The 24,741-nt window shown below is 58.9% G+C and carries 20 protein-coding genes; 5 read left to right on the forward strand and 15 right to left on the reverse strand.

Features of this window, described 5'->3' with window-relative positions:
* Positions 1-343: 343 nt before the first annotated feature.
* From rpoE to PPTH39_RS12740, 4 genes are all read left to right on the forward strand, one after another.
* A complete protein-coding gene (gene rpoE / locus PPTH39_RS12725) occupies positions 344-925 on the forward strand; it encodes an RNA polymerase sigma factor RpoE (RefSeq protein ID WP_016782046.1) in 582 nt (193 codons plus the stop codon).
* 31 nt (positions 926-956) lie between these two features.
* Complete coding sequence (locus PPTH39_RS12730) at positions 957-1,547, forward strand: sigma-E factor negative regulatory protein (protein WP_095019735.1); 591 nt, start codon at positions 957-959, stop codon at positions 1,545-1,547.
* Between the two features lie 8 nt (positions 1,548-1,555).
* Positions 1,556-2,518: a MucB/RseB C-terminal domain-containing protein gene (locus PPTH39_RS12735; protein ID WP_095020847.1), complete on the forward strand. Its 963-nt coding sequence runs from the start codon at positions 1,556-1,558 to the stop codon at positions 2,516-2,518.
* Positions 2,519-2,703: 185 nt separating this feature from the next.
* Positions 2,704-4,125 (forward strand): DegQ family serine endoprotease, encoded by a 1,422-nt coding sequence (locus PPTH39_RS12740; RefSeq protein ID WP_370688609.1) that lies wholly within the window; start codon positions 2,704-2,706, stop codon positions 4,123-4,125.
* 141 nt (positions 4,126-4,266) lie between these two features.
* On the opposite strand, the gene PPTH39_RS12745 is transcribed toward PPTH39_RS12740, so the two are convergent.
* The 12 genes from PPTH39_RS12745 to arcD (PPTH39_RS12805) form a co-directional block, all read right to left on the reverse strand.
* Positions 4,267-4,755: an RDD family protein gene (locus PPTH39_RS12745; RefSeq protein ID WP_095001368.1), complete on the reverse strand. Its 489-nt coding sequence runs from the start codon at positions 4,753-4,755 to the stop codon at positions 4,267-4,269.
* Between the two features lie 93 nt (positions 4,756-4,848).
* Entirely contained in the window at positions 4,849-5,061 is a 213-nt protein-coding gene (locus tag PPTH39_RS12750; RefSeq protein ID WP_016782052.1) for a cold-shock protein, read from the reverse strand.
* Between the two features lie 380 nt (positions 5,062-5,441).
* Entirely contained in the window at positions 5,442-6,566 is a 1,125-nt protein-coding gene (gcvT, locus tag PPTH39_RS12755; RefSeq protein WP_095001369.1) for a glycine cleavage system aminomethyltransferase GcvT, read from the reverse strand.
* Positions 6,567-6,583: 17 nt separating this feature from the next.
* Positions 6,584-7,960, reverse strand: a complete 1,377-nt coding sequence (locus tag PPTH39_RS12760; protein ID WP_095001370.1) for an L-serine ammonia-lyase — start codon at positions 7,958-7,960, stop codon at positions 6,584-6,586.
* 154 nt (positions 7,961-8,114) lie between these two features.
* A complete protein-coding gene (gcvP, locus tag PPTH39_RS12765; protein ID WP_095020848.1) occupies positions 8,115-10,973 on the reverse strand; it encodes an aminomethyl-transferring glycine dehydrogenase in 2,859 nt (952 codons plus the stop codon).
* A gap of 10 nt (positions 10,974-10,983) precedes the next feature.
* Positions 10,984-11,367, reverse strand: a complete 384-nt coding sequence (gene gcvH, locus PPTH39_RS12770; protein ID WP_095001372.1) for a glycine cleavage system protein GcvH — start codon at positions 11,365-11,367, stop codon at positions 10,984-10,986.
* Positions 11,368-11,831: 464 nt separating this feature from the next.
* On the reverse strand, positions 11,832-13,340 hold the full coding sequence (locus PPTH39_RS12775; protein ID WP_095019742.1) for a sigma-54-dependent transcriptional regulator: 1,509 nt from the start codon (positions 13,338-13,340) through the stop codon (positions 11,832-11,834).
* A 184-nt stretch (positions 13,341-13,524) separates the two neighbouring features.
* Positions 13,525-13,884, reverse strand: coding sequence for a DUF5064 family protein (locus PPTH39_RS12785; protein ID WP_016782057.1), 360 nt, complete (start codon positions 13,882-13,884; stop codon positions 13,525-13,527).
* Between the two features lie 54 nt (positions 13,885-13,938).
* Positions 13,939-14,868: a carbamate kinase gene (gene arcC, locus PPTH39_RS12790; protein WP_095001375.1), complete on the reverse strand. Its 930-nt coding sequence runs from the start codon at positions 14,866-14,868 to the stop codon at positions 13,939-13,941.
* Positions 14,869-14,992: 124 nt separating this feature from the next.
* Positions 14,993-16,003: an ornithine carbamoyltransferase gene (locus PPTH39_RS12795; RefSeq protein ID WP_095001376.1), complete on the reverse strand. Its 1,011-nt coding sequence runs from the start codon at positions 16,001-16,003 to the stop codon at positions 14,993-14,995.
* A 78-nt stretch (positions 16,004-16,081) separates the two neighbouring features.
* Positions 16,082-17,338, reverse strand: a complete 1,257-nt coding sequence (gene arcA / locus PPTH39_RS12800) for an arginine deiminase (protein ID WP_088377977.1) — start codon at positions 17,336-17,338, stop codon at positions 16,082-16,084.
* A gap of 33 nt (positions 17,339-17,371) precedes the next feature.
* A complete protein-coding gene (arcD, locus tag PPTH39_RS12805; RefSeq protein ID WP_029611554.1) occupies positions 17,372-18,799 on the reverse strand; it encodes an arginine-ornithine antiporter in 1,428 nt (475 codons plus the stop codon).
* A gap of 454 nt (positions 18,800-19,253) precedes the next feature.
* Between arcD (PPTH39_RS12805) and arcD (PPTH39_RS12810) the strand changes: the two genes are divergently transcribed.
* Positions 19,254-20,681 carry an arginine-ornithine antiporter gene (gene arcD, locus PPTH39_RS12810; protein ID WP_095001377.1) on the forward strand — a complete coding sequence of 476 codons (1,428 nt, stop codon included), beginning with the start codon at positions 19,254-19,256 and terminating at the stop codon, positions 20,679-20,681.
* A gap of 171 nt (positions 20,682-20,852) precedes the next feature.
* On the opposite strand, the gene PPTH39_RS12815 is transcribed toward arcD (PPTH39_RS12810), so the two are convergent.
* The 3 genes from PPTH39_RS12815 to PPTH39_RS12825 all read right to left on the reverse strand — a co-directional run bounded on the left by PPTH39_RS12815 (position 20,853) and on the right by PPTH39_RS12825 (position 24,630).
* Positions 20,853-21,254: a YbaN family protein gene (locus tag PPTH39_RS12815; RefSeq protein ID WP_095001397.1), complete on the reverse strand. Its 402-nt coding sequence runs from the start codon at positions 21,252-21,254 to the stop codon at positions 20,853-20,855.
* 57 nt (positions 21,255-21,311) lie between these two features.
* Positions 21,312-21,920 carry a biliverdin-producing heme oxygenase gene (locus PPTH39_RS12820; RefSeq protein ID WP_095001378.1) on the reverse strand — a complete coding sequence of 203 codons (609 nt, stop codon included), beginning with the start codon at positions 21,918-21,920 and terminating at the stop codon, positions 21,312-21,314.
* Between the two features lie 112 nt (positions 21,921-22,032).
* A complete protein-coding gene (locus PPTH39_RS12825) occupies positions 22,033-24,630 on the reverse strand; it encodes a TonB-dependent receptor (RefSeq protein WP_095001379.1) in 2,598 nt (865 codons plus the stop codon).
* Positions 24,631-24,741: the final 111 nt, after the last annotated feature.

The raw sequence follows: 24,741 nt of genomic DNA on the forward strand, positions 1-24,741 counted from the left end.
ATGGCGCGGGTTCTGATACGCTTCCAAGGTACTGCAGGGCTTGTTTTATACGAAGTTTTTGAACTTTTCGTATAGCCAGGGGTTCCATAGTGGGCTGCCCTTGATGCAGGGGAACGGCGTCCAGATTGATGCGGGGTTTGTTTTTTCGACTCGACAGCTGAATTTGACGACAAGATTATTGACGCAGCCGGCCAGGCCCGAGCTGCGTTTTCGTGTGTGCCAAATCCGGGCACGCAGGAAACTTGCCAGGGGGGAGAGAACTTTTGCGAAAAGCCCGAGTCTATGTTTGCAAGCCTGATCAATTAGCACAGCAATCTTCCTCCCGGTCTTATGAGGAGTATTCATGCTAGCCCAGGAAGAGGATCAGCAGCTGGTCGAGCGCGTACAGCGTGGCGACAAGCGCGCGTTCGATCTGCTGGTGTTGAAGTATCAACACAAAATTCTCGGGTTGATCGTGCGTTTCGTGCACGACACCCATGAAGCCCAGGACGTTGCCCAGGAGGCCTTTATCAAGGCGTACCGGGCACTTGGTAATTTTCGCGGCGACAGTGCCTTTTACACATGGCTATATCGCATCGCCATTAACACGGCGAAAAACTATCTGGTGTCACGCGGTCGACGTCCGCCTGACAGCGATGTGAGTTCGGAAGATGCCGAGTTTTATGATGGTGATCACGGTCTCAAGGACCTCGAGTCGCCGGAGCGCGCTTTGCTCCGAGACGAGATCGAAGGCACCGTTCATCGCACTATTCAGCTACTGCCAGAAGATTTGCGTACGGCTTTAACTTTACGTGAATTTGATGGTCTGAGTTACGAGGACATTGCGAGCGTCATGCAATGCCCGGTGGGTACCGTGCGCTCCCGGATTTTCCGCGCCCGGGAAGCCATAGATAAAGCCCTGCAGCCGTTGTTGCAGGAAAACTGAGACAGCGGCGACAGCCAAGAGAGGAACCGCCATGAGTCGTGAAGCCCTGCAGGAATCGCTGTCCGCAGTGATGGATAACGAAGCGGACGAACTGGAACTACGTCGGGTATTGAATGCCTTCGACGACACACAAACCCGTGACACCTGGTCCCGTTATCAGGTGGCCCGTGCTGTGATGCACAAGGACCTGTTGATTCCGCGCCTGGACATCGCATCTGCCGTTTCGGCCGCGCTGGCTGAAGAGCAAACCCCGGCCAAGGTTGTCCGTGGGCCGTGGCGCAGCATTGGTCGCCTGGCCGTAGCCGCGTCGGTTACCGTCGCTGTTCTGGCGGGTGTGCGGCTGTACAACCAGGATGACATCGTTGGCAACCAGCTCGCCCAGCAGAACCCTGCGCAGAGCCTGAGTGCACCGATGGCCAAAGGTCCGGCAGTACTGGCCAACTACAGCGAGAGTGCCGATCAGGCCACCGGCCCGATGGCCAACGGTGTCCTGCAAGGTCAGCCGGGCTGGCAAGATCAGCGTTTGCCTGGCTACCTGCGCCAGCACGCAGAGCAAGCAGCGCTGAAAGGGGCTGAAAGCCCTCTGCCTTATGCTCGTGCTGCGAGCCTCGAAAACCGTTAAGGACCATCATGCGCGTCCTACCTTTGCTACCTCTTCTGCTCAGTGGCTGGTTTGCAGTACCGGCCCACGCCGATGAAGCCCAGGACTGGTTAAAACGTCTTGGGCAGGCCGAGCAACAGCATAGCTATCAGGGTACTTTCGTTTACGAGCGTAACGGTAGTTTTTCTACCCACAGCATCTGGCACCGCGTGCAGGATGGCAAGGTTCGTGAGCGGTTGATGCAGCTTGATGGCACTGCGCAAGAGGTGATCCGCTCGGATGGGCGCACTGAATGTGTCACTGGCAAACAGGCCTCCGGGTTGGGCGATGTCACGGCTGTCGCGGCGCGTCAATTCGATGTCCAGAAGTTCAATGACCTGTATGCCGTGGCAATCGAGGGCAACTCCAGGGTCGCCGGTCGCCCGGTAGTGGTCATATCGTTTGCTCCGCGTGATCAGCATCGCTACGGTTTTGAGCTGTATCTGGACCGTGAAACCGGTTTGCCTCTCAAGTCCTTGTTGCTCAATGACAAGGGGCAGTTGCTTGAGCGCTACCAGTTTACGACCTTTGCAACCACGCCTCCTGATGACAGCCAGCTCACGCCTGCGGGGCAGTGCCGTGCTGTTGCCCCTGCCGACAAAGGGGCCGGGCAGGTCAATTCGGTTCAGGCCTGGCACTCTGACTGGCTGCCCTCCGGTTTTGAGCAGGTCAGCAGTACGGTGCGCCGTGATCCGCGGAGCAAATCCGAAGTCACCAGCCTTCTGTATGACGATGGCCTTGCCCGTTTTTCGGTGTTTATCGAGCCGGTCAAGGGCGCTGCTGTTCCAGATGCCCGCGTCCAGCTCGGGCCCACAGCTGCGGTCACGCGCCACCTGAGCACGCCTCAGGGAGACATGATGGCCACGGTGGTGGGTGAAATTCCCATGGGCACTGCTGAACGAATTGCCCTGTCGATGCGTGTCGGTGAAAACGATGCTCAGGCCAAACCATAGGGTTGCATCGACATGGCGGGTGACAATTTTCGATTTGCCATTTTTATCTCTTTTTATAAAGGTCAGAGCCCCAAAGGGCTTTGGCCTTGTTTGTTTTCCGGGGTCTGAAAAACGGTCTATGCTTTTGACTTGTTTTTAGGTGCCTGTCGCTTAACTCTGCTGTTATTAACGGGAGCTGTATGTCGATGCCGCGATTGAAATCTTATCTACCCATTTTTGCAGCCGTGCTGATGCTCGGGCAGGCAGTGCCGGTGATGGCTGAAGCGCAGTTGCCTGATTTCACCCAACTGGTTGAACAGGCTTCGCCAGCCGTAGTGAATATCAGTACCACGCAAAAGCTGCCTGAGCGTCGGGTTTCCAGCATGGGCCAAATGCCCGACCTGGAAGGCCTGCCGCCTGGCCTGCGCGACTTTTTTGAGCGCAGCCTGCCACCTGCACCCGGTGGCAAAGGCGGGCGTCAGCGCGAGGCCCAGTCCCTGGGCTCGGGCTTTATCATCTCGCCCGATGGCTACATCCTGACCAACAACCACGTGGTTGCAGATGCCGATGAAATCATTGTGCGGCTGTCCGATCGCAGTGAAATGAAAGCCAAGCTGGTGGGCACTGACCCGCGCTCTGACGTGGCCTTGCTGAAAATCGATGGCAAGAACCTGCCGGTGCTCAAACTGGGCAAGTCCCAGGACCTCAAGGCCGGCCAGTGGGTGGTTGCGATCGGTTCGCCATTTGGTTTCGACCACACCGTGACCCAGGGCATCATCAGCGCCATGGGCCGCAGCCTGCCGAATGAAAGCTATGTGCCATTTATCCAGACTGACGTGCCGATCAACCCGGGCAACTCGGGTGGTCCGCTGTTCAACCTGGCGGGCGAAGTCGTGGGCATCAACTCGCAAATCTATACCCGTTCGGGCGGTTTCATGGGTGTGTCCTTTGCAATCCCGATCGATGTGGCGATGGACGTTGCCAATCAGCTCAAGGCTGGCGGCAAAGTCAGCCGTGGCTGGTTGGGTGTGGTGATCCAGGAGGTCAACAAGGACCTGGCCGAGTCTTTCGGTCTGGAAAAACCTGCCGGTGCACTGGTGGCGCAGGTACTGGATGACGGCCCGGCTGCCAAAGGCGGTCTGCAAGTGGGCGACGTGATTCTGAGCATGAATGGTCAGCCGATCGTCATGTCGGCAGATTTGCCGCACCTGGTTGGCGCACTCAAGGCCGGCAGCAAGGCCAACCTTGAAGTTATTCGTAACGGCAAGCGTCAGAATCTGGAGCTGACTGTGGGCGCTATCCCTGATGATGCAAAAGACATCGCTTCGGGTGGCGGCGCTGAACAAAGCAGCAACCGCCTGGGCGTGTCCGTAGCGGACTTGAGTGAAGAGCAGAAGAAAGCCAACGACATCAAGGGCGGTGTGATCATTACTGACGTTCAGGACGGTCCTGCGGCCTTGATCGGCCTGCAGCCTGGCGACGTGATTACGCACTTGAACAATCAGGCCATCACCAATGGCAAGGAGTTCACCGAGATCGCCAAGGCATTGCCGAAGAACCGTTCGGTGTCGATGCGGGTTCTGCGTCAGGGGCGTGCCAGCTTTATCACGTTCAAGCTGGCGGAGTAAGCCGCACAGCCGTGAGGGAGCGGGCTTGCTTGCGATAGCATCGGCGCGGTTCAACGGCGAAACCGCGTTGCCTTCATCGAGAGCAAGCCCGCTCCCACAAGGGCAATAAAAAAGCCCGTATCGCGAGATACGGGCTTTTTTTTATTTCTTCTGCTTGGGGACGCGTACCAACTGCGTATTGGAATACATGTCATGCCAGGTGCGTTTTTGCTTGTCGAAGATCGACCAGACAAACCCCAGCCCCAGGCACAACCACGAGCCTATGGACACGATAAAACGCAGAAGGGCCTGCCACAGGCTGATTGCCGTGCCGTCGGCGTTCTGTACGCGAACTCCCCAGACCTGCATGCCCAGGGTTTGCCCGGAGTGGGTCCAGAACTTGGCAAAGAAACCGAACAGGACGAAAAACAGGAGGGTCGACAGCAGCGGGTCACCATCCAGGGCGCCTGCTTCTGACAGTTCGCGCATTTTGGCTTCGCCAATAAAGCTCATCATGATCAGCTTGTAGATAAAGGTCGTGACGATCAGCAGGGCGGTACACAGCAGAAAGTCGTAGAACATGGCTGCCAAGCGGCGCCCCAGGCCAACGGCGGGAAAGTCGCCTTGAGGGCTAAGCGGTTGTTTCGACATGGCAGGGTCTCGTGAAGGAAAACAGCCATCTTACGGAATAACGGCCATAAAAAAGCCTCTGATGTCACCATCAGAGGCTTTTGTGCACGAGATTTAAGCTTCTGCTTGAACTTCGTCAGCCTGCAGGCCTTTTTGGCCCTGTACCGAGATGAAGGTCACTTTCTGGCCTTCCTTCAGGCTTTTGAAGCCGTTGCCCTGGATGGCACGGAAGTGCACAAACAGGTCCGGGCCGCTTTCAGGGGTGATGAAACCAAACCCCTTCTCGTCGTTGAACCACTTGACCGTACCGCTCTGACGTTGAGACATTTCTTAATTCCTTGACGCTAACAATTAATGACAGCCTCTTTCACATGAAAGAGTACTGGTGCTGGGTTGCAGGAAAGTAAGAGACGCAGAACGGGATGTAGCAAGCATTGAGCTACTGCCCAGGTCACGATTCCAGCGACCCATGCAAACACAGTGGGCAAACTCTACGAAACTGTAATTGAAAAAACAAGCCCCTTTAAATACGCCGCAGGGCCGCTGTTTTTAATACTCTAAACGCAGAGTCAAAGAGCGGATCGTTATAGAGGTGTTCAATTATTTTCGTGTAATAAAGACTGTTTTCGCTATCGAAAGTTTGCACTGTTATGTAGCAGTTGCATGACACGTACGCACCGTGAACATGCAACTGTATAACTTACTGTTTAACCCCTGTAATAACGTTGCGCTACAAACGGCATTTTCGACACTTTCATCGGCACGCGCTTGCCCCGCACGATGGCCCAGACTTCAGTGTCCACAGGCGTGAATGCGATATCCAGATAACCCATTGCCAAGGGTGCGCCCAACGTTGGCCCAAAGCCGCCGCTGCATACGGTGCCGATCTCGGTGCCGTCGGCATCGACGATTTGTGCGCCTTCACGCACCGGGGTACGTTCCTGGGGCAGCAAGCCCACTCGTTTACGCGCTACGCCGTTTTGCTGCTGGGCAAAGATGCTCTCGGCACCCGGGAAACCACCGGCCCGCGGGCCGTCAGCGCGACGGGCCTTGGAGATGGCCCAGAGCAGGCTGGCTTCGATAGGCGTCGTGGTGTCGTTCATGTCGTGGCCGTACAGGCACAGGCCCGCTTCCAGGCGCAGCGAATCCCGTGCGCCCAGGCCGATGGCCTGAACCTCTGGCTCGGCCAGCAGGCGGCGGGCCAGTGCTTCGGCGTGCTCGGCCGGCACTGAAATCTCAAAACCGTCTTCGCCGGTATAACCCGAGCGGCTGACGTAGCAATCCGCGCCCAGTAAGGTCACCGGGGCAAATTGCATAAAGGTCATGTTCGCCACTTGCGGTGCCAGGCGTTGCAGTACGCTGACTGCAGCCGGGCCTTGCAGGGCAAGCAGGGCGCGCTCTTCAAACAGCGGCTGGATCTGGCAGTGGGCGCTCAAATGCTTGCGCAGGTGGGCCAGGTCCTGATCCTTGCAGGCGGCGTTGACCACCAGGAACAGCTCGTCATTGCCCAGGTTGGCGACCATCAGGTCATCGAGGATGCCGCCCTGTTCGTTGGTGAACATGGCATAGCGCTGCATACCCACCGGCAGGTCGATGATATCCACCGGCACCAGTGCTTCCAGGGCTTTGGCCGCGTCAGCACCGGTCAGACGGATCTGGCCCATGTGCGATACATCGAATAACCCGGCCTGTTCACGGGTGTGCTGGTGTTCTTTCATCACCCCTAGCGGGTACTGCACGGGCATGTCGTAGCCGGCAAACGGCACCATGCGGGCGCCGAGTTCAAGGTGCAGTGCATGCAGCGGGGTTTTAAGCAGTTGTTCGGTGGACATTCGAGACTCCTTGAAAATCAGCACTCAATAATGTTGACGGCGAGACCGCCGCGGGCGGTCTCCTTGTATTTGCTTTTCATGTCGGCGCCGGTCTGGCGCATGGTGCGGATCACCTTGTCGAGCGAGACAAAGTGCTGACCATCACCTCGCAGGGCCATGCGCACTGCGTTGATGGCCTTGACCGAGCCCATCGCGTTACGTTCGATGCACGGCACTTGCACCAGCCCGCCAATCGGATCGCAGGTCAGGCCGAGGTTGTGCTCCATGCCGATCTCGGCGGCGTTCTCGACTTGCTGCACGCTGCCGCCCAGCACTTCACACAACGCGCCGGCCGCCATTGAACAGGCCACGCCGACTTCACCCTGGCAGCCGACTTCGGCCCCCGAAATCGAAGCGTTTTCCTTGTAAAGAATGCCGATGGCGGCGGCAGTGAGCAGAAACCGCACCACGCCGTCTTCATTGGCGCCGCCGATAAAGCGCATGTAGTAATGCAAAACGGCCGGGATAATTCCCGCCGCACCGTTGGTAGGCGCTGTGACCACGCGCCCGCCGTTGGCGTTTTCTTCATTGACGGCCAGGGCGTACAGGTTCACCCAGTCCAGTACTGACAAGGCATCGCGCAGCGCGGCTTCCGGGTTGGCACAGAGCTGACGGTGCAAGGCCGGGGCACGGCGCTTGACCTTCAAACCGCCGGGTAAAATCCCTTCATTGCGACAGCCGGCACTTACGCAGTCCTGCATGACCTGCCAGATTTTCAACAGGCCGCTGCGGGTCTCGGCTTCCGGGCGCCAGGCGCTTTCATTGGCCATCATCACTTCACTGATCGACAGGTGATGGGTTACGCATTGGCGCAACAGGTCCTTGGCGGTTTTGAAGGGGTATTGCAGCACAGTACTGTCTTCGACAATTCGGTCGGCACCTGCCGCGCCTTCGTCCACCACAAAACCACCGCCGATCGAGTAATACTCGCGGCTGCGGATCTGAATGCCGGCGGCATCCAGTGCCCGAAAAATCATGCCGTTGGGGTGATAGGGCAGGGGTTTGCGAATCATCGCCAGGTGTGATTTTTCGATGAATTCGATGGGGTGTTCGCCCAGCAGGTTCAGGCGCCCGCTGCTGCGAATCGCGGCCAGTCGTTCGGCCACGGTTTCGGTGTTGACGGTATCCGGATGTTCACCTTCCAGCCCCAGCAGCACGGCTTTGTCGCTGCCGTGGCCTTTGCCGGTGGCGCCGAGGGAACCGTAGAGTTCAACTTTTACGCAGGCTGTTTGTTGCAACAGCTCATCACGGCGCAGACCTTCGACAAAACGCGCAGCAGCACGCATGGGGCCGACGGTATGGGAACTGGAGGGGCCGATGCCAATCTTGAACAGGTCGAACACGCTTAACGACATGGGGTTCTCCGGTTTCTTATTGTGTGGGTAGGCAAATCATCTGTAGCCGCTGCCGCAGGCTGCGATAAAGCCCGCAGGGCCTTCGCCGTTGTGCCCGAAAGCGGGGCCGCCTCGCAGCCCATCGCAGCCTTCGGCAGCGGCTACAGTTTTTGACTTATGCCTCCTGATAGTTCTCGATCGACGGGCACGCACACACCAGGTTGCGGTCGCCAAATACGTTGTCGACACGACCGACCGGTGGCCAGTACTTGCCTTCGATCAAGGACGCAACCGGGTACACCGCCTGTTCGCGGCTGTAGGGGTGAGTCCATTCGCCGACCATTTCAGCGGCGGTGTGCGGGGCGTTTTTCAGCGGGTTGTCTTCCTTGTCCAGACCACCGCTCTCGACTTCGCGGATTTCTTCGCGGATGCAGATCATCGCGTCACAGAAGCGATCCAGCTCTTCCTTGGACTCGCTTTCGGTCGGTTCGATCATCAACGTGCCGGCCACCGGGAACGACATGGTCGGGGCGTGGAAGCCAAAATCGATCAGGCGCTTGGCCACGTCATCGACGCTGATACCGCTGGTTTCCTTGAGCGGGCGCAGGTCGAGGATGCATTCGTGGGCGACCAGGCCGTTGCTGCCCGAGTACAGCACCGGGTAGTGCTCTTCGAGACGGCGGGCGATGTAGTTGGCGTTGAGGATGGCCAGTTGCGATGCACGCTTGAGGCCTTCACCGCCCATCATGCGGATGTACATCCAGGTGATCGGCAGGATGCTGGCGCTGCCAAACGGCGCCGCGCAGACCGCGCCTTCCTTGCGTTCCATGGCCGCGTGACCCGGCAGGAACGGCGTCAGGTGCGATTTGACGCCAATCGGGCCTACACCCGGGCCGCCACCGCCGTGAGGGATGCAGAAGGTTTTGTGCAGGTTGAGGTGGGACACGTCGCCGCCGAACTTGCCCGGAGCGCACAGGCCCACCATCGCGTTCATGTTGGCGCCGTCGATGTACACCTGGCCGCCGTTGTCATGAATGATGCCGCAGATTTCGCGGATGCCTTCTTCGAACACGCCGTGGGTGGAGGGGTAGGTGATCATCAGCGCGGCGAGGTGGTCGCGGTGCTCGATGGCCTTGGCACGCAGGTCTTCGATATCAACGTTGCCGCGGGCGTCACAGGCGGTGACCACCACGCGCATGCCGGCCATGTTGGCGGTGGCCGGGTTGGTGCCGTGGGCCGAGGACGGGATCAGGCAGATATCGCGGCGCTCGTCGCCACGGCTCTGGTGGTAGGCACGAATGGCCAGCAAGCCGGCGTATTCGCCCTGGGAACCGGCGTTTGGTTGAAGGGAAATAGCATCGTAGCCGGTAGCCGCGCAGAGCATGGCTTCCAGTTCGGTGGTCAATTGCTGGTAGCCCAGGCTTTGTTCGGCAGGTGCAAACGGGTGCAGGTTGCCGAACTCGGCCCAGGTAACCGGGATCATTTCGCTGGCGGCGTTGAGCTTCATGGTGCACGAGCCCAGCGGGATCATGGTGCGGTCCAGCGCCAGGTCCTTGTCGGCCAGGCGACGCAGGTAGCGCATCAGCTCGGTTTCAGAGTGGTAGCGGTTGAACACCGGGTGGCTGAGGATCGGCGACTGGCGCAGCAGGGCGGCGGGCAGGGTGCCCGTTACGCTGGTGGCCAGTGCGTCGAAGTCAGGCAGGGCCTGGCCGTCTGTGGCGAGCAATGCCCACAGTGCAGTGACGTCGGACTGGCTGCTGGTTTCATCCAGCGACAGGCCCAGGCGCTGGTCGTCGATCACGCGCAGATTGATGTTCTGCGCATGGGCCTTGGCGTGCAGCGCGGCGGTGTGGGTGCCGGTGTTGAGGGTCAGGGTGTCGAAGAACTGTTCCTGCTCGACCTTCAGCCCCAGATCGCTGAGGCCACGGGCCAGGATCGCGGTCAACTGGTGAGTGCGTTGGGCGATTTGCGTCAGGCCTTTAGGGCCGTGGTAAACGGCATACATGCTGGCGATGTTGGCCAGCAGCACCTGAGCGGTACAGATGTTGCTCGTGGCCTTCTCGCGGCGGATATGCTGCTCGCGGGTTTGCATGGCCAAGCGCAGCGCCGGTTTACCGTGACGGTCAACCGAAACACCGACCAAGCGGCCCGGCATGTCGCGCTTGAACGCATCGCGGGTGGCGAAGTAGGCCGCGTGCGGGCCGCCGAAGCCCAGTGGTACGCCAAAGCGCTGGGCGCTGCCGATGGCGACGTCCGCGCCGAACTCGCCCGGCGGGGTCAGCAGGGTCAGCGCCAGCAGGTCGGCGGCAACAGCCACCAGGGCGTTGGCGGCGTGGAAACGCTCGACCAGTTCGCGATAGTCGAATACATCGCCGTTGCTGGCCGGGTATTGCAGCAACGCGCCGAAGAAGGCTGTCACGTCAGTCAGTTCGCGCTCGTCGGCCACAAACACTTCAATGCCCAGCGGCTCGGCACGGGTGCGCAGCACGTCGAGGGTTTGCGGGTGGCAGTGGCTGGAGGCGAAAAAGCGGTGGCTGGTTTTGTTCTTGCTCAGGCGTTTGCAGAAGGTCATGGCTTCTGCAGCAGCGGTGGCTTCGTCGAGCAGCGAAGCGTTGGCAATCGGCAGGCCGCTAAGGTCGCTGATCAGGGTCTGGAAGTTGAGCAGCGCTTCGAGACGGCCCTGGGAAATTTCTGGCTGGTACGGTGTGTAGGCGGTGTACCAGGCCGGGTTTTCCAGCAGATTGCGCAGGATCGGCGAAGGCGTGTGGCAGTTGTAATAGCCTTGGCCGATATAGGTTTTGCACAGCTGGTTCCTGGCTGCGATGGCCTTGATCGAGGCCAGGGCGTCGGCTTCACTTTGCCCGGCCGGCAAGTTGAGCACGCTGGTGCCCTTGATGCTTTCCGGGATCACGCTGGCGCTGAGACCTTCAAGGGAATCAAAGCCCAGGGTGGCGAGCATGGCCTGTTCATCGGCCTGACGCGGGCCGATATGGCGCGCGATAAATTCATTGGCGGTGCTGAGATTGATGGTCATGGCTGGGCTCTCAGTTGTCGTCTTGGGCTTTGATCAGGCGGTCATAGGCGTCCTGATCGAGCAGTTGGCCAACAGCGTTGGCGTCGGCGGGCTTGAAGCGGAAGAACCAGCCTTCGCCCAGCGGGTCTTCGTTGACCAGTTCCGGGCTGCTGTCGAGCGCCGGGTTGACTGCGATCACTTCGCCGTCCAGGGGCATATACACGCCGCTGGCCGCCTTGACCGACTCGACAGTCGCGGCTTCGGCGCCCTTGTCGTAGGCCTGCAGCTCGGGCAATTGCACAAACACCACGTCACCCAGAGCGTTTTGCGCAAACGCGGTAATCCCCACGGTTACGCTGCCGTCAGCTTCGGCGCGCAGCCATTCGTGGTCTTCAGTAAAACGCAATTCGCTCATGGAAACTCCTCAAGGCCAGACAGGTCTGGTGGTCACAGGTAAATGCTCGTGCAGGTCGAGCTTATGAGGAGTTCTCTGCAAGATGGTTGCCAGTTTAAAAATATCCTTATTTATCAATGAGTTAAGATTTTAAAAGAGGTATTCGAAGAGCAAGACTGTAGCGAATTCGATACAGCCTGAAGGCCATAAAAAAATCCAAGGGGATCAAAGCCTTGCGTGGCATGGGTAGAGAGGGTGTGTATCGAATTCGTTCCGGTGGATTGAATTCGATACAAGGCTTGGGTTGCCAATGAGCGGGAGCACAAACTCTGTGGCGGCTGCCGAACTCAGCCTTCGGCAGCTGCAAGGTCTGAAGGGAATTTTAACTGTGGGAGCGAGCCTGCTCGCGAACGACTTTCGCGAGCAGGCTCGCTCCCACAGGGAGGGTTGACAGGCAACAGAGTATCTACAGGGCTCTGTGTCCGTCAGGCCTTGCCCGGGATGCCGTATTTGCGCAGTCGATGGGCGATGGCGGTGTGACTGGTTTGCAGGCGGCTGGCCAGTTGGCGGGTGGAGGGGTAGCTGACGTAGAGCTTCTCCAGCAGCGCCTTCTCGAATGTTTCGACAGCGTGCTCGAGGGTCTCGATCTCGCTGTCGTTTTGGCGTGCCACCGAGGTGCCGGCGATATCCAGGTCGCCAATGTCCACCAGCGAACCCTCGCAGATGGCCGCTGCGCGAAAAATCACGTTCTGCAACTGGCGTACGTTGCCGGGCCAGCGGTTGCCCAGCAGGGCCGGGTAGGTACCGGGTGCCAGGCGACACGCCGGACGCTGGATCTGGGTACAGGCCTGCTGCATGAACGCGCGTGCCAGCAACAAAATATCCTGGCCACGTTCACGCAGGGGCGGCACTTCGATATTGAGCACGTTCAGACGGTAGAACAGGTCTTCGCGAAAGCTGCCTTCGTTGACCATTTTTTCGAGGTTGCGGTGCGTGGCGCTGAGGATGCGCACATTGACCTTAACCTCGCGTTCGCCGCCCACCCGGCGAAAGCTGCCGTCGTTGAGAAAGCGCAGCAGCTTGGCTTGCAGGTAGGGTGACATTTCGGCGATTTCGTCGAGAAATACCGTGCCGTTGTTGGCCAGTTCCATCAGCCCCGGTTTGCCGCCACGCTGGGCGCCGGTAAAAGCGCCGGGGGCATAGCCGAACAGTTCGCTTTCAGCCAGGTTCTCCGGGAGCGCAGCGCAGTTCAGGGCCAGGAACGGTGCGCCAAACCGATCGCTGATGGCATGGCAGGCGCGGGCCACCAGTTCTTTGCCGGTGCCGGTCTCCCCCTGGATCAGCAAGGGCGCGTCCAGGGCCGCTACGCGCTGCGCCCGGGCTTTCAGCGTGCGGATGGCAGGTGAGTCGCCGAGCAGGGCGTCAAAGCCTTCTGCGTGATCGTGATGCAGGGCTGCCAGGCGCTCGCCGATGCGGCTTGGCTGGTACAGGGTGAGCAGGGCGCCGGCATCGGTGATCGGCGTAGCGTCGAGCATCAGCGGATGGCCGTTGAGCGTGACTTCGCGCAGTGGCAGGCGAAAGCCGTTTTCCAGCAGCACGTCGAGCAGCCCGGGGTCGCTGAACAGTTGGCCGATACTTTCGCCGGTCGGCTCGTGGCCGTACAGTGCAACCAGCGCCGGGTTGGCCAGCAGCACATGGCCTTCGCTGTCGAGCGCCAGTACCGGGTCGGTCATGGCGGCGAGCAAGGCGTCCAGTTGCAGGTGACGGCGCTGGCCGGGAAGGATATCGACGACCGTTACCGTTTGCACACCGCGGACACCAAACAGGGCCTCGCGCAGCTCGTCGAGCACTTGCGGGCTGAGGGTCGGGGCGTCGATGTAAACGTTGGGCGGAACCATTTCCACCGCATCCAGATTGAGGTTGCGCCCGCCCAGCAATGCCAGGACTTCCTGGGTGATGCCAACTCGGTCGATAAAACTGACATGGATACGCATGGGAACGGCAAACACTTCTGGCCAGCAGGGACGGCCAGTATGCCTTGGCGGGGGGGATAGGTGAAATTCCGTGGGAGCGGGCTTGCTCGCGATGGCATCAGCGCGGTCTAGTCGTTAAACCGTGTTGCCTGCATCGCGAGCAAGCCCGCTCCCACAAAAATGCAGCCCTCAGCCAGTGGCTGAATCAGTCCAGATGGTCGAGCTTGATCGGGTCGCCCGGCTTGTGGTTGAGCTGGGCCATCACGTCGGCGAACATCTTGTCGTAGTAACCGTGCATCGAGCGGATGTCGGCGGTTTTGGGAATGCCGTGCTTCACGGCAATCTGGAAAGCGTCATGGGCAAAGTTGTAGGCCATGTCCTTGGGCAGTGTGAAGGACTCCTTGAACTCCTTCTGGTTGATCTGGCCGTGCATGTCGAACTGCATCGACTTGCCTTCCTTGGGATCCTGAACGACCTGGTAATCGATCTTGATGTCATACCCAAAGTCGCTCGGTTGCAGCGGTTCGCGGTGGATATGCAGGTGACCGGGTTCGAACGAGGCCATAGGGTACTCCTTGAGGCTATGGGAAAGGGCAGGCCCCGGGGCCTGCCCCGAGGTTCAGAAGTAGGTGATACCCGGTTTTTCGGTGCTGACCCGAGTACCGGCCTTACCTTGAACGATTGCTTCGATATCCGCCAGTGCGCCGATCACGGCAGTCTTGCCGGTTTTGCGGGCAAACTCGCAAGCCGCTTCCACTTTAGGGCCCATGGAGCCCGAGGCAAAGCCGAGTTTTTCCAGCTCGTCCGGGTGGGCCTGAGCAATGCCCTTCTGGGTTGGCTTGCCCCAGTCGATAAAGGCCGCATTCACGTCAGTGGCGATCACCAGCAGGTCGCTGTCCAGTTGCTGGGCCAGCAGCGAGGACGCCAGGTCCTTGTCGATCACCGCTTCGATGCCGCGCAGCTTGCCGTCTTCGCCGTACATGGTGGGAATGCCGCCGCCGCCCGCACAGATCACGATGGTGCCTTTTTCCAGCAGCCACTTGATCGGGCGAATTTCGAAGATGCGTTTGGGTTTCGGGCTAGGCACTACGCGACGGAACTTGTCGCCGTCCGGAGCAATGCTCCAGCCTTTTTCGGCGGCCAGGCTCTTGGCTTCGCTTTCGGTGTAGACCGGGCCGATCGGCTTGGTCGGCTTCTGGAACGCGGGGTCCTTGGGGTCGACTTCAACCTGAGTCAGCAGGGTGGCAAACGCGGCCTCCTGTGGCAGCAGGTTGCCCAGTTCCTGCTCGATCATGTAGCCGATCATGCCTTCGGTTTCAGCACCGAGCACGTCCAGCGGGTAAGGGGCGACTGCAGTGTAGGCGGCGGCTTGCAGGGACAGCAGGCCGACTTGCGGACCGTTACCGTGGGCCACTACCAGCTCGTTGCCATGGGCAATGCGGGCGATTTGGGCGGTAGCGGTCTGGATGTTTTCGCGCTGGTTCTCGGCGGTCATGGGCTGGCCGCGACGCAAGAGGGCGTTACCGCCCAGTGCAACGACGATACGCATAGAAGATGTCCTTTTAAAAGTGTGGGAGCAGCCTATGTGGGAGCGGGCTTGCCCGCGAAGCTCGTTCGCGAGCAGGCTCGCTCCCACAGTCGTTATGCATTCACATAACGACTGTGAGCCAGGCTTAGATATCAGCCAATGCCGCGACCAAAATCGCCTTGATGGTGTGCATGCGGTTTTCAGCTTGCTCAAAGGCGATGTTGACAGGGGACTCGAACACTTCCTCGGTCACTTCAATACCGTTTTTCAGGTTTGGATGGTGCTCGGCCACGTCTTTGCCGACCTTGGTTTCACAGTTGTGGAACGCAGGCAGACAGTGCATGAACTTCACGCGTGGGTTTTCTGCCGCCTTGATCATGTCGCTGTTGACCTGGTAAGGCAGCAGCAGCTTGATACGGTCGTTCCAGGCTTCAACCGGTTCGCCCATCGATACCCAGACGTCGGTGTGGATAAAGTCCACGCCTTTGACGGCAGCTTTAGGGTCTTCGGTCAGGGTGATTTTGGCACCGCTTTCCTTGGCGAATTCCTGGCACTGTTTAACGAACGACTCTTCCGGCCACAGGCTTTTTGGTGCGGCAATACGCACGTCCATGCCCAGTTTGGCACCGATCAGCAGCAGCGAGTTACCCATGTTGTTGCGGGCGTCGCCCAGGTACGCGTAGCTGATGTTGTGCAGCGGCTTGTCGCTGTGTTCGCGCATGGTCAGCACGTCGGCGATCATTTGCGTCGGGTGGAACTCAGCGGTCAGGCCGTTGAACACCGGCACGCCTGCGTACTTGGCCAGCTCTTCGACAACAGCCTGTTCAAAGCCACGGTATTCGATGGCGTCAAACATGCGGCCCAGAACGCGGGCGGTGTCTTTCATGCTTTCTTTGTGACCGATCTGTGAAGAAACCGGGTCGATGTAGGTAACGTGCGCGCCCTGGTCGTGGGCTGCTACTTCAAATGCGCAACGGGTGCGGGTCGACGTTTTTTCGAAGATCAGGGCGATGTTTTTGCCTTTCAAGTGCGGCTCTTCAGTACCGGTGTACTTGGCGCGCTTGAGATCGCGGGACAGATCGAGCAGGAAATGCAACTCACGTGGAGTGTGGTGCATCAGGCTCAGAAGGCTGCGGTTTTTCATGTTAAAAGCCATGGTGATCTCCTTGGTTTCGGGTTAACCGGCTTGCACCGGCCCCGTGTTGGGGCCGGGGCAAGCAATCAAATGGGTAGATTAATAGTCGACAGGGTCACGCACGATCGGGCAGGTCATGCAGTGACCGCCGCCACGGCCGCGGCCCAGTTCGGAGGCGCTGATGGTGATGACTTCAACGCCAGCCTTGCGCAGCAGGGTGTTGGTGTAGGTGTTGCGGTCGTAACCGATCACCACGCCAGGCTCCAGGGCCACCACGTTGTTACCGTCATCCCACTGCTCGCGTTCTGCTGCGAACGAGTTGCCGCCGGTTTCGACCACACGCAGTTTTTTCACGCCCAGGGCCTTGGCCACTACGTCGAGGAAGTGGCCTTCTTCGCGTCGTACGTCCACGCCGCCTTGTTTCTTGTCGTCCGGGTACACCGAGAACGCAACGATCTGGTTCACGACTTCAGGGAAGATGGTTACCAGGTCGCGGTCGCAGAAGCTGAACACGGTGTCCAGGTGCATTGCCGCGCGGGACTTGGGCATACCGGCAACGATCACTCGTTCTACAGCGCCGTTCTTGAACAGGTTTTGTGCCAGTTGGCCAATGGCCTGACGTGACGTGCGCTCGCCCATACCGATCAGGACTACGCCGTTGCCGATTGGCATCACGTCGCCGCCTTCAAGGCTGGCGTTGCCATGGTCGACTGTCGGGTCGCCGTACCAGATCTGGAAGTCGGCGTTGGTGAACTCAGGGTGGAACTTGTAGATCGCGGTGGTCAGCAGGGTTTCCTGACGACGCGCCGGCCAGTACATAGGGTTCAGCGTCACGCCACCGTAGATCCAGCAAGTGGTGTCACGGGTGAACTGGGTGTTGGGCAGCGGTGGCAGGATAAAGCTGGTGTGACCGAGGAAGTCACGGAACATCTGGATGGTCTTGCCACCAAAGCTGTCTGGCAGATCGTCTGCCGACACGCCGCCGATCAGGTACTCGGCAATTTGGCGTGGCTCAAGGCTTTTAAGCCAGGATTTGACTTCGTTGACCAGGCCCACACCCACCTGATTGGGGGTCACTTTGTGGTCCAGAATCCAGTCCAGGGCTTCCGGGATGGCAACGATATCGGTCAGCAGGTTGTGCATTTCCAGCACATCAATGCCGCGGTCGCGCATTTTGGTGACGAAGTCGAAGTGGTCACGCTTGGCCTGGTTGACCCACAGTACGTCATCGAACAGCAATTCATCGCAGTTGCTTGGGGTCAGGCGCTGGTGAGCCAGGCCTGGGGAACACACCATAACCTTATGCAGCTTACCGGCTTCGGAATGCACGCCGTATTTCACTTTTTCCGTGGTCATTACAGTCATCCTCCAAAGTACACAAACAGGTTGTTACAGGGTCAGGAAACCGTCGTAGAGACCATAGGCAGCCACCAGGGCGCCGATCACTACTGCGGCAAAAATCACTTTCTCGATGTTGGTGAACACGGGCTGGCCGCTTTCACGCTTGGCCTTGGCGAACAGAATCGCGCCAGGTGCATAGAGCAGGGCCGACAACAGCAGGTACTTGAGGCCGCCGGCATAGATCAGCCAGATCGCGTAGATCAGCGCGATACCGCCGATGATCAGATCTTTCTTGCGTTCTGCCAGGGCGTTCTCGTAAGTCTCGGCACGTACCGCCAGCAGGAAGCCGTAGGCTGCAGACCAGAGGTAAGGCACCAGGATCATCGAGGTCGCCAGGTAGATCAGCGACAGATAAGTACTGGCCGAGAACAGGGTGATGATCAGGAACAGCTGCACCATGGCGTTGGTCAGCCACAGGGCGTTGACCGGTACATGGTTGGCGTTTTCCTTTTTCAGGAAGGCCGGCATGGTGTGGTCCTTGGCCGCCGAGAACATGATCTCTGCGCACAGCAGTACCCAGGAGAGCAGGGCACCCAGCAGGGAGATGATCAAGCCGACGCTGATCAGTACTGCACCCCAGTGACCGACCACATGCTCAAGCACGGCCGCCATCGAAGGGTTTTGCAGTTTTGCCAGTTCAGGCTGAGTCATGATGCCCAGCGACAGCACGTTCACCAGTACCAGCAACAGCAGCACGGTGATAAAGCCGATCACGGTGGCCCGACCCACGTCCGAACGTTTTTCGGCACGGGAAGAGAAGATGCTTGCGCCTTCGATACCGATGAACACCCAAACGGTGACCAGCATCATGTTGCGCACCTGATCCATCACGCTGCCCAGGTCCGGGTTTTTTACGCCCCAGATGTCACTGGTAAAGATGTCCAGTTTGAACGCGAAGAGGGCAATCAGGATAAACAGAACCAGCGGTACGACCTTGGCAACGGTGGTTACCAGGTTGATGAACGCTGCTTCCTTGATGCCGCGCAGTACCAGGAAATGCACGGCCCAGAGCAGGATCGAGGCGCCGATGATGGCGGCGGGGGTATTGCCTTCGCCGAAGATCGGGAAGAAGTAACCTAGGGTGCTGAACAGCAACACGAAGTAGCCGACGTTACCCAGCCAGGCGCTGATCCAGTAGCCCCAGGCTGACGAGAAACCCATGTAATCGCCGAAGCCTGCCTTGGCGTAGGCATACACGCCGCCGTCAAGGTCAGGTTTGCGATTGGCGAGGGTCTGGAACACAAAAGCGAGGGTCAACATACCGACAGCGGTAATTGCCCAACCGATCAGGATTGCGCCGACATCAGCGCTGGCGGCCATGTTTTGAGGCAGCGAAAAAATCCCGCCGCCAATCATTGAGCCGACTACCAGAGCAACCAACGCACCCAGTCGCAGTTTTCCAGGAGTATCAGACATTTGTAGTGACTCCAATCTAGGAGAAGTGAGGCTTCAAAGTTAAGTCCATTGATATTCAAGCCGTTTGACATAGATCAGGGCATTACTACATTCCATTGTTGATAGAGCGGGGAAGGTCGCGATCACGCATTTTTATGACGCTTCCTGAAAGCCTTACTCCAGAGATGTTTTCAGGTATTAATACGTTCGTTACCCACGGTGTCGTGGGGATTGAAGCTAGCCAGTATTTCCAGATTTGCAAATGTCATCTTCAAGTTTCATGAACCCCTCCATGAAATTAAATCGTCATCTATATATGAACGGTTTTTTAGGTTTCAATAGGCGCAATGGTTATCAGGGAAGCACGGCTTATTGCGGGGATCTATTAAACGTTTGGGCGCTGCATATATTTAGTCAGTGAACGTCTGTAGCCTGATATTCATAAGTTTTAACCAAGTAGTACAGCGAGGTGACGATGTCGCAACAGACGCAAAAGCTTAGGCTCAACGCCCTGATCGCGTTGGTTGTCGGCTCGATGATTGGAGGCGGGATTTTTTCGTTGCCACAAAATATCGCCGAGCATGCTGCCGGTGGTGCCGTGTTGATCGGCTGGGCAATCACGGCAGTGGGCATGCTGGCGCTGGCCTTTGTGTTCCAGACCCTGGCCAATCGCAAGCCGCAGCTGGATTCGGGGGTGTATGCCTACGCCAAGGCCGGGTTTGGCGACTACATGGGTTTCTCGTCAGCCTGGGGCTACTGGATCAGCGCCTGGATGGGCAACGTCGGTTACTTCGTATTGCTGTTCAGCACCCTGGGCTATTTTTTCCCGGTGTTTGGCCAGGGCAACACGCCGATCGCCATAGGTTGCGCATCGTTGCTGCTGTGGGGGGTGCATTTTCTGGTGCTGCGCGGGATCAAGGAAGCGGCGTTTATCAACCAGCTGACCACCGTGGCCAAAATCGTCCCCATTGTGATGTTTATCGTGCTCACCGCCGTGGCGTTCAAGGCCGATATTTTCACCCGGGATTTTTGGGGCACACAAACACCCAGCCTGGGCAGCGTGATGGATCAGGTGCGCAACATGATGCTGGTGACGGTTTTCGTGTTTATCGGTATTGAAGGTGCCAGTGTCTACTCGGGCCGTGCCGAGAAACGTTCGGATGTGGGCAAGGCTACGGTTATTGGCTTTCTCGGCGTGCTGGCCCTGCTGGTGCTAGTGAACGTGCTGTCGCTGGGGATCATGAGCCAGCCGGAACTGGCCAGTCTGCAAAACCCGTCGATGGCCGGGGTGCTCAAGCATGTGGTGGGAGAGTGGGGTGCGATACTGATCAGTATCGGGCTGGCGATCTCGCTGCTGGGGGCGCTGCTGTCGTGGGCGTTGCTGTGCGCCGAGATCCTCTATGCCACAGCCCGGGACAACACCATGCCGGCGTTCCTGAAAAAGGAAAACGCCAACCATGTGCCGGTCAATGCCCTGTGGCTGACCAACTCGATGATCCAGATTTTCCTGGTGATCACCCTGGTGTCCGCCGGTACTTACACCAGTCTTATCTATCTGGCGTCATCGATGATCCTGGTGCCTTACCTGTGGTCGGCAGCTTACGCGGTGCTGCTGTGCGTGAGGGGCGAGACTTACGAGCGGGCGGGGCGGCGGAGGGTCAAGGACCTGCTGGTAGGGGCGGTGGCGCTGATTTATGCGATGTGGCTGTTATATGCGGCGGGGCCCAAATACCTGCTGCTCTCGGCGTTGCTGTATGCACCGGGGGTGTTCTTTTTCGCCAAGGCCAAGCGCGAGCAGGGTGAGCTGCTGTTCAAGCCCTGGGAGAAGGTGATATTCGCGATGGTGGTGATAACGGCACTGGCGGCAGCTTATGCGCTGTATAGCGGGGCGTTGGCGTTGTAAGTGGCGATTTGTGGGAGCGGGCTTGCTCGCGATGGCATCGCCGCCGTTTGCCTGATACACCGGGGTGTCAGTATCGCAGGCAAGCCAGCTCCCACAGGTGTGCGGCGCTCATAAATTCCGAGGGGGGCCAGTTCCTGTAAAAAGCCTTATGAGTGCTCCGCTCGTCAGCTGCTACGAAGGGCTTGGCAAGCGCTCCGGTCGCGACCAGATCCACAGATTGCCCATGCTCATGCCGGCTATCGCCAGAAACACCGGCCAGTTGTGATCCAGCACATACAGCATCAGCCCTGCGCACAACAACATGCTGACAGTGGCGCTGATTTTGGCGTTGCGCTTGATGATCTTGCCGTTGCGCCAGTTGCTCAGGATCGGACCAAACAACCGGTGGTTTTCCAGCCAGGCACTCAAGCGCGGGGAGCTTTTGGTCGCGGCCCAGGCGGCGAGCAAAATAAATTCGGTGGTCGGCAGGCCAGGAATCACAATCGCAATCAGGCCAATGCCCAGGCTCACATAGGCCAGCAAGCCGAACAGGATTCGGGCGATTTTCGACGTGGATCGGGTTTGGCGGGTCATAAGCTCAGGACGCATAAAAGGACACCCGACCAGCGTGCGCTGGTCGGGCCTGTCAGCTTAAGCCAGTTCTGGCTGAGCAGCGTAGGCGTGTTCCAGTAATACGGTAAAACGCTCAAAGGCCGCTACTGCACCTTTGTCGAGGTCGGCTTCTTCTTCAGCCGTCAGTTCCAGGCCGTCGAGGGTGCGGATAAAGCTTTTCCAGCCTTCGGCACGGCCACCGGCAGGCTCGCCCAGGTGGCGGGCGCCGAAGCTGTCGCTCAGGCCCAGGCCCACAGCACGCTTGATCAGGAATGCAGCGCCCAGCTTGGAGCCTTCGGAAACGAAGATCCAGCCCAGTGCTTCAGCTTTGCTTGGCGAATTGACCGCGCCGGCAACCGGGGCAGGCACTTCGGTGTTGAGGTCGGCCAGGTCGGCCTTGGCTTGCTCGGCGCGGCAGCGCTCTGGCAGGTCAGGGACGATTTCTTTCAGGGCCGGGTCGGTGTACAGCGCCTTGAGCTCCGACTGGAACAGGTACTGGGCGACGACAAAGCGGGCGAAACTGGCCACGTCATCAAATGGCTTGTGCGCCTTGACCAAAGCGTCGAGCTTTTGATGCGGCTCGTTGGTGATCTGGTTCAGACGTTGGGAACGCAAGGCCGGACGTGATGCGGAATCAGCAGTGGTCATGAAAAAATCCTTGAGAATGAGATGCGCTTTGTAACTAGACGATCAGGAAGACGCATCACAGTAAAAAATCCTCACTGCGCAGAGCAAAATTCTGCGCAGTGAGCGTGGCTGATCAGATATCCCAGACCAGATTGATCGAGAAGTTGCGGCCCGGCGCGGTCAGTCGCTCCATATTGGCCGGGTTCAGCACGCCGGCCTCACCCACGCTGTCGTAGCCGCGCACGTCATCCCAGTTCCAGTATTTCTTGTCGGTCAGGTTGTACAGGCCGGCATTGACGGTGACGTCCTTGGTGACCTTGTAGAAACCGGTCAGGTCGAGCACACCATAGCCAGGCGACTTGAACTGCTTGCTGGTGCCATCGGGGGCGAAGTAGCTGGTGTCGTCGACCTGATCCTTGCTCTTGACCAGGGTCCAGCTCACCAGGGCGCCATAGTTCTGCTGCTCGTAGCCCAGGCCCATCACGGCGGTCAGCGGGTTGACGCTGTTGATCGGCTGGCCGGTGTCTTCGTTGCGACCGTGGGCATATGCCACGGAACCACGGGTATAGAGGCCCTGTGGCGCGCCGAAAGCGTCCAGGTTCAGGCGGCCTTTGACCTCGGCACCCTTGATGGTGGCGTGCTTGATGTTGTTGGCCTGGAACTTGAGGTCGTCGTAGCCGGGGGTGATGGCATCTTCGTTAATGAAGTCGCGGTACTTGTTATAGAACACCGCCACATCGAATGAGCCAGCATCGAAATTGCCGCGCAGGCCGGTCTCGTAGCTTTTGCTTTTTTCCGGTTCCAGATCCGGGTTCGGCTCTACCGAGTAGCCTGCCTGCAGGTTGTCAAATCGACCGTACAACGCTTTGGCGGTCGGGGTGCGGAAGCCTTCGGCGTACTGGCCGTACCAGGTGTAGTTGTCGTTGAATGCGTAAGTGACGCCCAGTTTTGGCGACAGGCGGTGCCAGACCTTGTCTGCATCGCTTACGGTGCCTTTCTGGTCGCTGTTGACGGTGTTGAGGAATTCCTGGGTGATATGCGGCGTCAGCTTGGTGTAGTCGTAGCGCAGGCCGGGCATGAAGGTCCAGTCATTCCAGCTGATCTGGTCCTGGGCGAACAGGCTGTAGGTGTTGATGGTCGGGTCCGGGAAGTCGCTGGATTTGACCAGGTAATCTTTCGGGCTATCGGCGCCCACGGCGGTGCAACCATTGCCTACTGCCAGGCAGGTGCCCGAGCCACTGCGCGAACCGGTGACTTTCTGGTGCTTGATAGTGGCACCGTAGGTCAGCAGGTGATCGGTGTCAGCAATATGGAAGGCTTTGTCTGCCTGGGCGTCCAGTACCCAGGTTTTTTCTTCGTAGGTGGTGTTGCGCGAACGCATCACATGACGGCTGTAGGGGAAGTAGTCTTCCAGGGTGTTCTGGTCGGTTTTGGCGATCTGGTAGTTCAGGCTCCACTTGAAGTGGTCAGCCACGGCGGTATCCAGCGCCATGCTGTTTTCCAGGCCGAAACGCTCGCGGCTGATGGTGTCCTTGCCGTTACGCGACAGGTACATGCCCAGCGGCTGGCCGTTGTTGAACGGTCCGCCGACCGCGCTTTTTTCATTGATGTCGAGGCGGTCCTTGTACTTCTCATAAGTGAAGCCAAGACGGTCGTCATCGTTGTAGTTCCAGCCCAGCTTGGCCAGTACGTTGGTGGTTTTGGTATCTTCAGGGTTGGCCGCGGTACGTGACAGCCCGGTGCCGCCGTGGTCACCGTAGGATTCGGTTTCGTGACCGTCGCGCTGGCTCAGGTGCAACAAGCCGTCGAAGTCGCCCGAGCGGCCGGCGACGGTGCCGGATTTCAACCAACTGCGATCGGCCGAGCTGTAGCCGGCCTTGAGGCGGGCGCCAACATCCTGGCCCGGCTTGATGATGTCATTGGGGTCGAGGGTGAAGTAGCTGACGGCACCGCCAATGGCGTTGCTGCCATAAAGTACCGACGCCGGGCCACGGAGGATTTCGACGCGCTTGATGATTTCCGGGTCGACGTAGTTGCGCTGGGTCTTGGCGTACGGGCCGTTGAAGAACGAGTTGGGGATCTCGACGCCGTCCACCTGGGTCAGGATCCGGTCGCCGTCGATGCCGCGGATGTTGTAGTTGCTGATACCGCCACGCTGGCCGGCGCCGCCTACCGAGACACCCGGCTCATAGCGCACCAGGTCCTTGATGGTATTGACGTTATCGCGGTCCATATCCTGGCGGTCATGGACGGTAATGGTGCTGGGCACCGAGTTCACGTCCTGCTCCTGGCGAGTGGCGCTGATGGTGACTTGTTGCAGGGCCAGGGTGCCGGTGGAGCTGCTGCGCTTTTCCAGCACGATATTGTTGCTGGCCAGCTTGCGGTAGCCCAGGTTGGTGCCGATCAACAGGCGCTCCAGGGCTTTTTCCGGGGTGAGTGAACCGCGCACGCCGGGCGAGGACACATTCTGCGCCAGCTCTGCCGGCAGGCCGACCTGCCAGCCGGTCACCGTGCTGAAATCGTTAAGCGCGGAGGCCAATGGCTGCTGGGAGATCGCAAACTTGTAATTGCCCACGGAGCGGGTCGCCGGCTGCTCATCGGTCGCCGCCAGGGCTGGAGCCGCCTGCACGCCGGCCAAAAGCATGGCGGCGGTCAACAACGACAACGTGCACTGCTGCAAACCACCCTTGCGGGCGTTGGATGAGGACCGGCTGTTGAAACGAGTGGGCATTGATAGCGCTCCGTGGTGAACGAATCTTATAGTTGCGAAGCTGACTCAAAATGCGAATCAGTTGCATTGACTACAACGAGACGTATGACCTTAGGCTATCGAGTAAAAAAA

Source organism: Pseudomonas bubulae (genome assembly GCF_900618535.1).
GTDB lineage: Bacteria > Pseudomonadota > Gammaproteobacteria > Pseudomonadales > Pseudomonadaceae > Aquipseudomonas > Aquipseudomonas bubulae.

Bases quoted from the DNA above. Each gene is read 5' to 3' on its own strand.
- rpoE (WP_016782046.1), top strand. From the start codon at position 344: ATGCTAGCCCAGGAAGAGGATCAGCAGCTGGTCGAGCGCGTACAGCGT.
- PPTH39_RS12730 (WP_095019735.1), top strand. From the start codon at position 957: ATGAGTCGTGAAGCCCTGCAGGAATCGCTGTCCGCAGTGATGGATAAC.
- PPTH39_RS12735 (WP_095020847.1), top strand. From the start codon at position 1,556: ATGCGCGTCCTACCTTTGCTACCTCTTCTGCTCAGTGGCTGGTTTGCA.
- PPTH39_RS12740 (WP_370688609.1), top strand. From the start codon at position 2,704: ATGCCGCGATTGAAATCTTATCTACCCATTTTTGCAGCCGTGCTGATG.
- PPTH39_RS12745 (WP_095001368.1), bottom strand. From the start codon at position 4,755: ATGTCGAAACAACCGCTTAGCCCTCAAGGCGACTTTCCCGCCGTTGGC.
- PPTH39_RS12750 (WP_016782052.1), bottom strand. From the start codon at position 5,061: ATGTCTCAACGTCAGAGCGGTACGGTCAAGTGGTTCAACGACGAGAAG.
- gcvT (WP_095001369.1), bottom strand. From the start codon at position 6,566: ATGTCCACCGAACAACTGCTTAAAACCCCGCTGCATGCACTGCACCTT.
- PPTH39_RS12760 (WP_095001370.1), bottom strand. From the start codon at position 7,960: ATGTCGTTAAGCGTGTTCGACCTGTTCAAGATTGGCATCGGCCCCTCC.
- gcvP (WP_095020848.1), bottom strand. From the start codon at position 10,973: ATGACCATCAATCTCAGCACCGCCAATGAATTTATCGCGCGCCATATC.
- gcvH (WP_095001372.1), bottom strand. From the start codon at position 11,367: ATGAGCGAATTGCGTTTTACTGAAGACCACGAATGGCTGCGCGCCGAA.
- PPTH39_RS12775 (WP_095019742.1), bottom strand. From the start codon at position 13,340: ATGCGTATCCATGTCAGTTTTATCGACCGAGTTGGCATCACCCAGGAA.
- PPTH39_RS12785 (WP_016782057.1), bottom strand. From the start codon at position 13,884: ATGGCCTCGTTCGAACCCGGTCACCTGCATATCCACCGCGAACCGCTG.
- arcC (WP_095001375.1), bottom strand. From the start codon at position 14,868: ATGCGTATCGTCGTTGCACTGGGCGGTAACGCCCTCTTGCGTCGCGGC.
- PPTH39_RS12795 (WP_095001376.1), bottom strand. From the start codon at position 16,003: ATGGCTTTTAACATGAAAAACCGCAGCCTTCTGAGCCTGATGCACCAC.
- arcA (WP_088377977.1), bottom strand. From the start codon at position 17,338: ATGACCACGGAAAAAGTGAAATACGGCGTGCATTCCGAAGCCGGTAAG.
- arcD (WP_029611554.1), bottom strand. From the start codon at position 18,799: ATGTCTGATACTCCTGGAAAACTGCGACTGGGTGCGTTGGTTGCTCTG.
- arcD (WP_095001377.1), top strand. From the start codon at position 19,254: ATGTCGCAACAGACGCAAAAGCTTAGGCTCAACGCCCTGATCGCGTTG.
- PPTH39_RS12815 (WP_095001397.1), bottom strand. From the start codon at position 21,254: ATGACCCGCCAAACCCGATCCACGTCGAAAATCGCCCGAATCCTGTTC.
- PPTH39_RS12820 (WP_095001378.1), bottom strand. From the start codon at position 21,920: ATGACCACTGCTGATTCCGCATCACGTCCGGCCTTGCGTTCCCAACGT.
- PPTH39_RS12825 (WP_095001379.1), bottom strand. From the start codon at position 24,630: ATGCCCACTCGTTTCAACAGCCGGTCCTCATCCAACGCCCGCAAGGGT.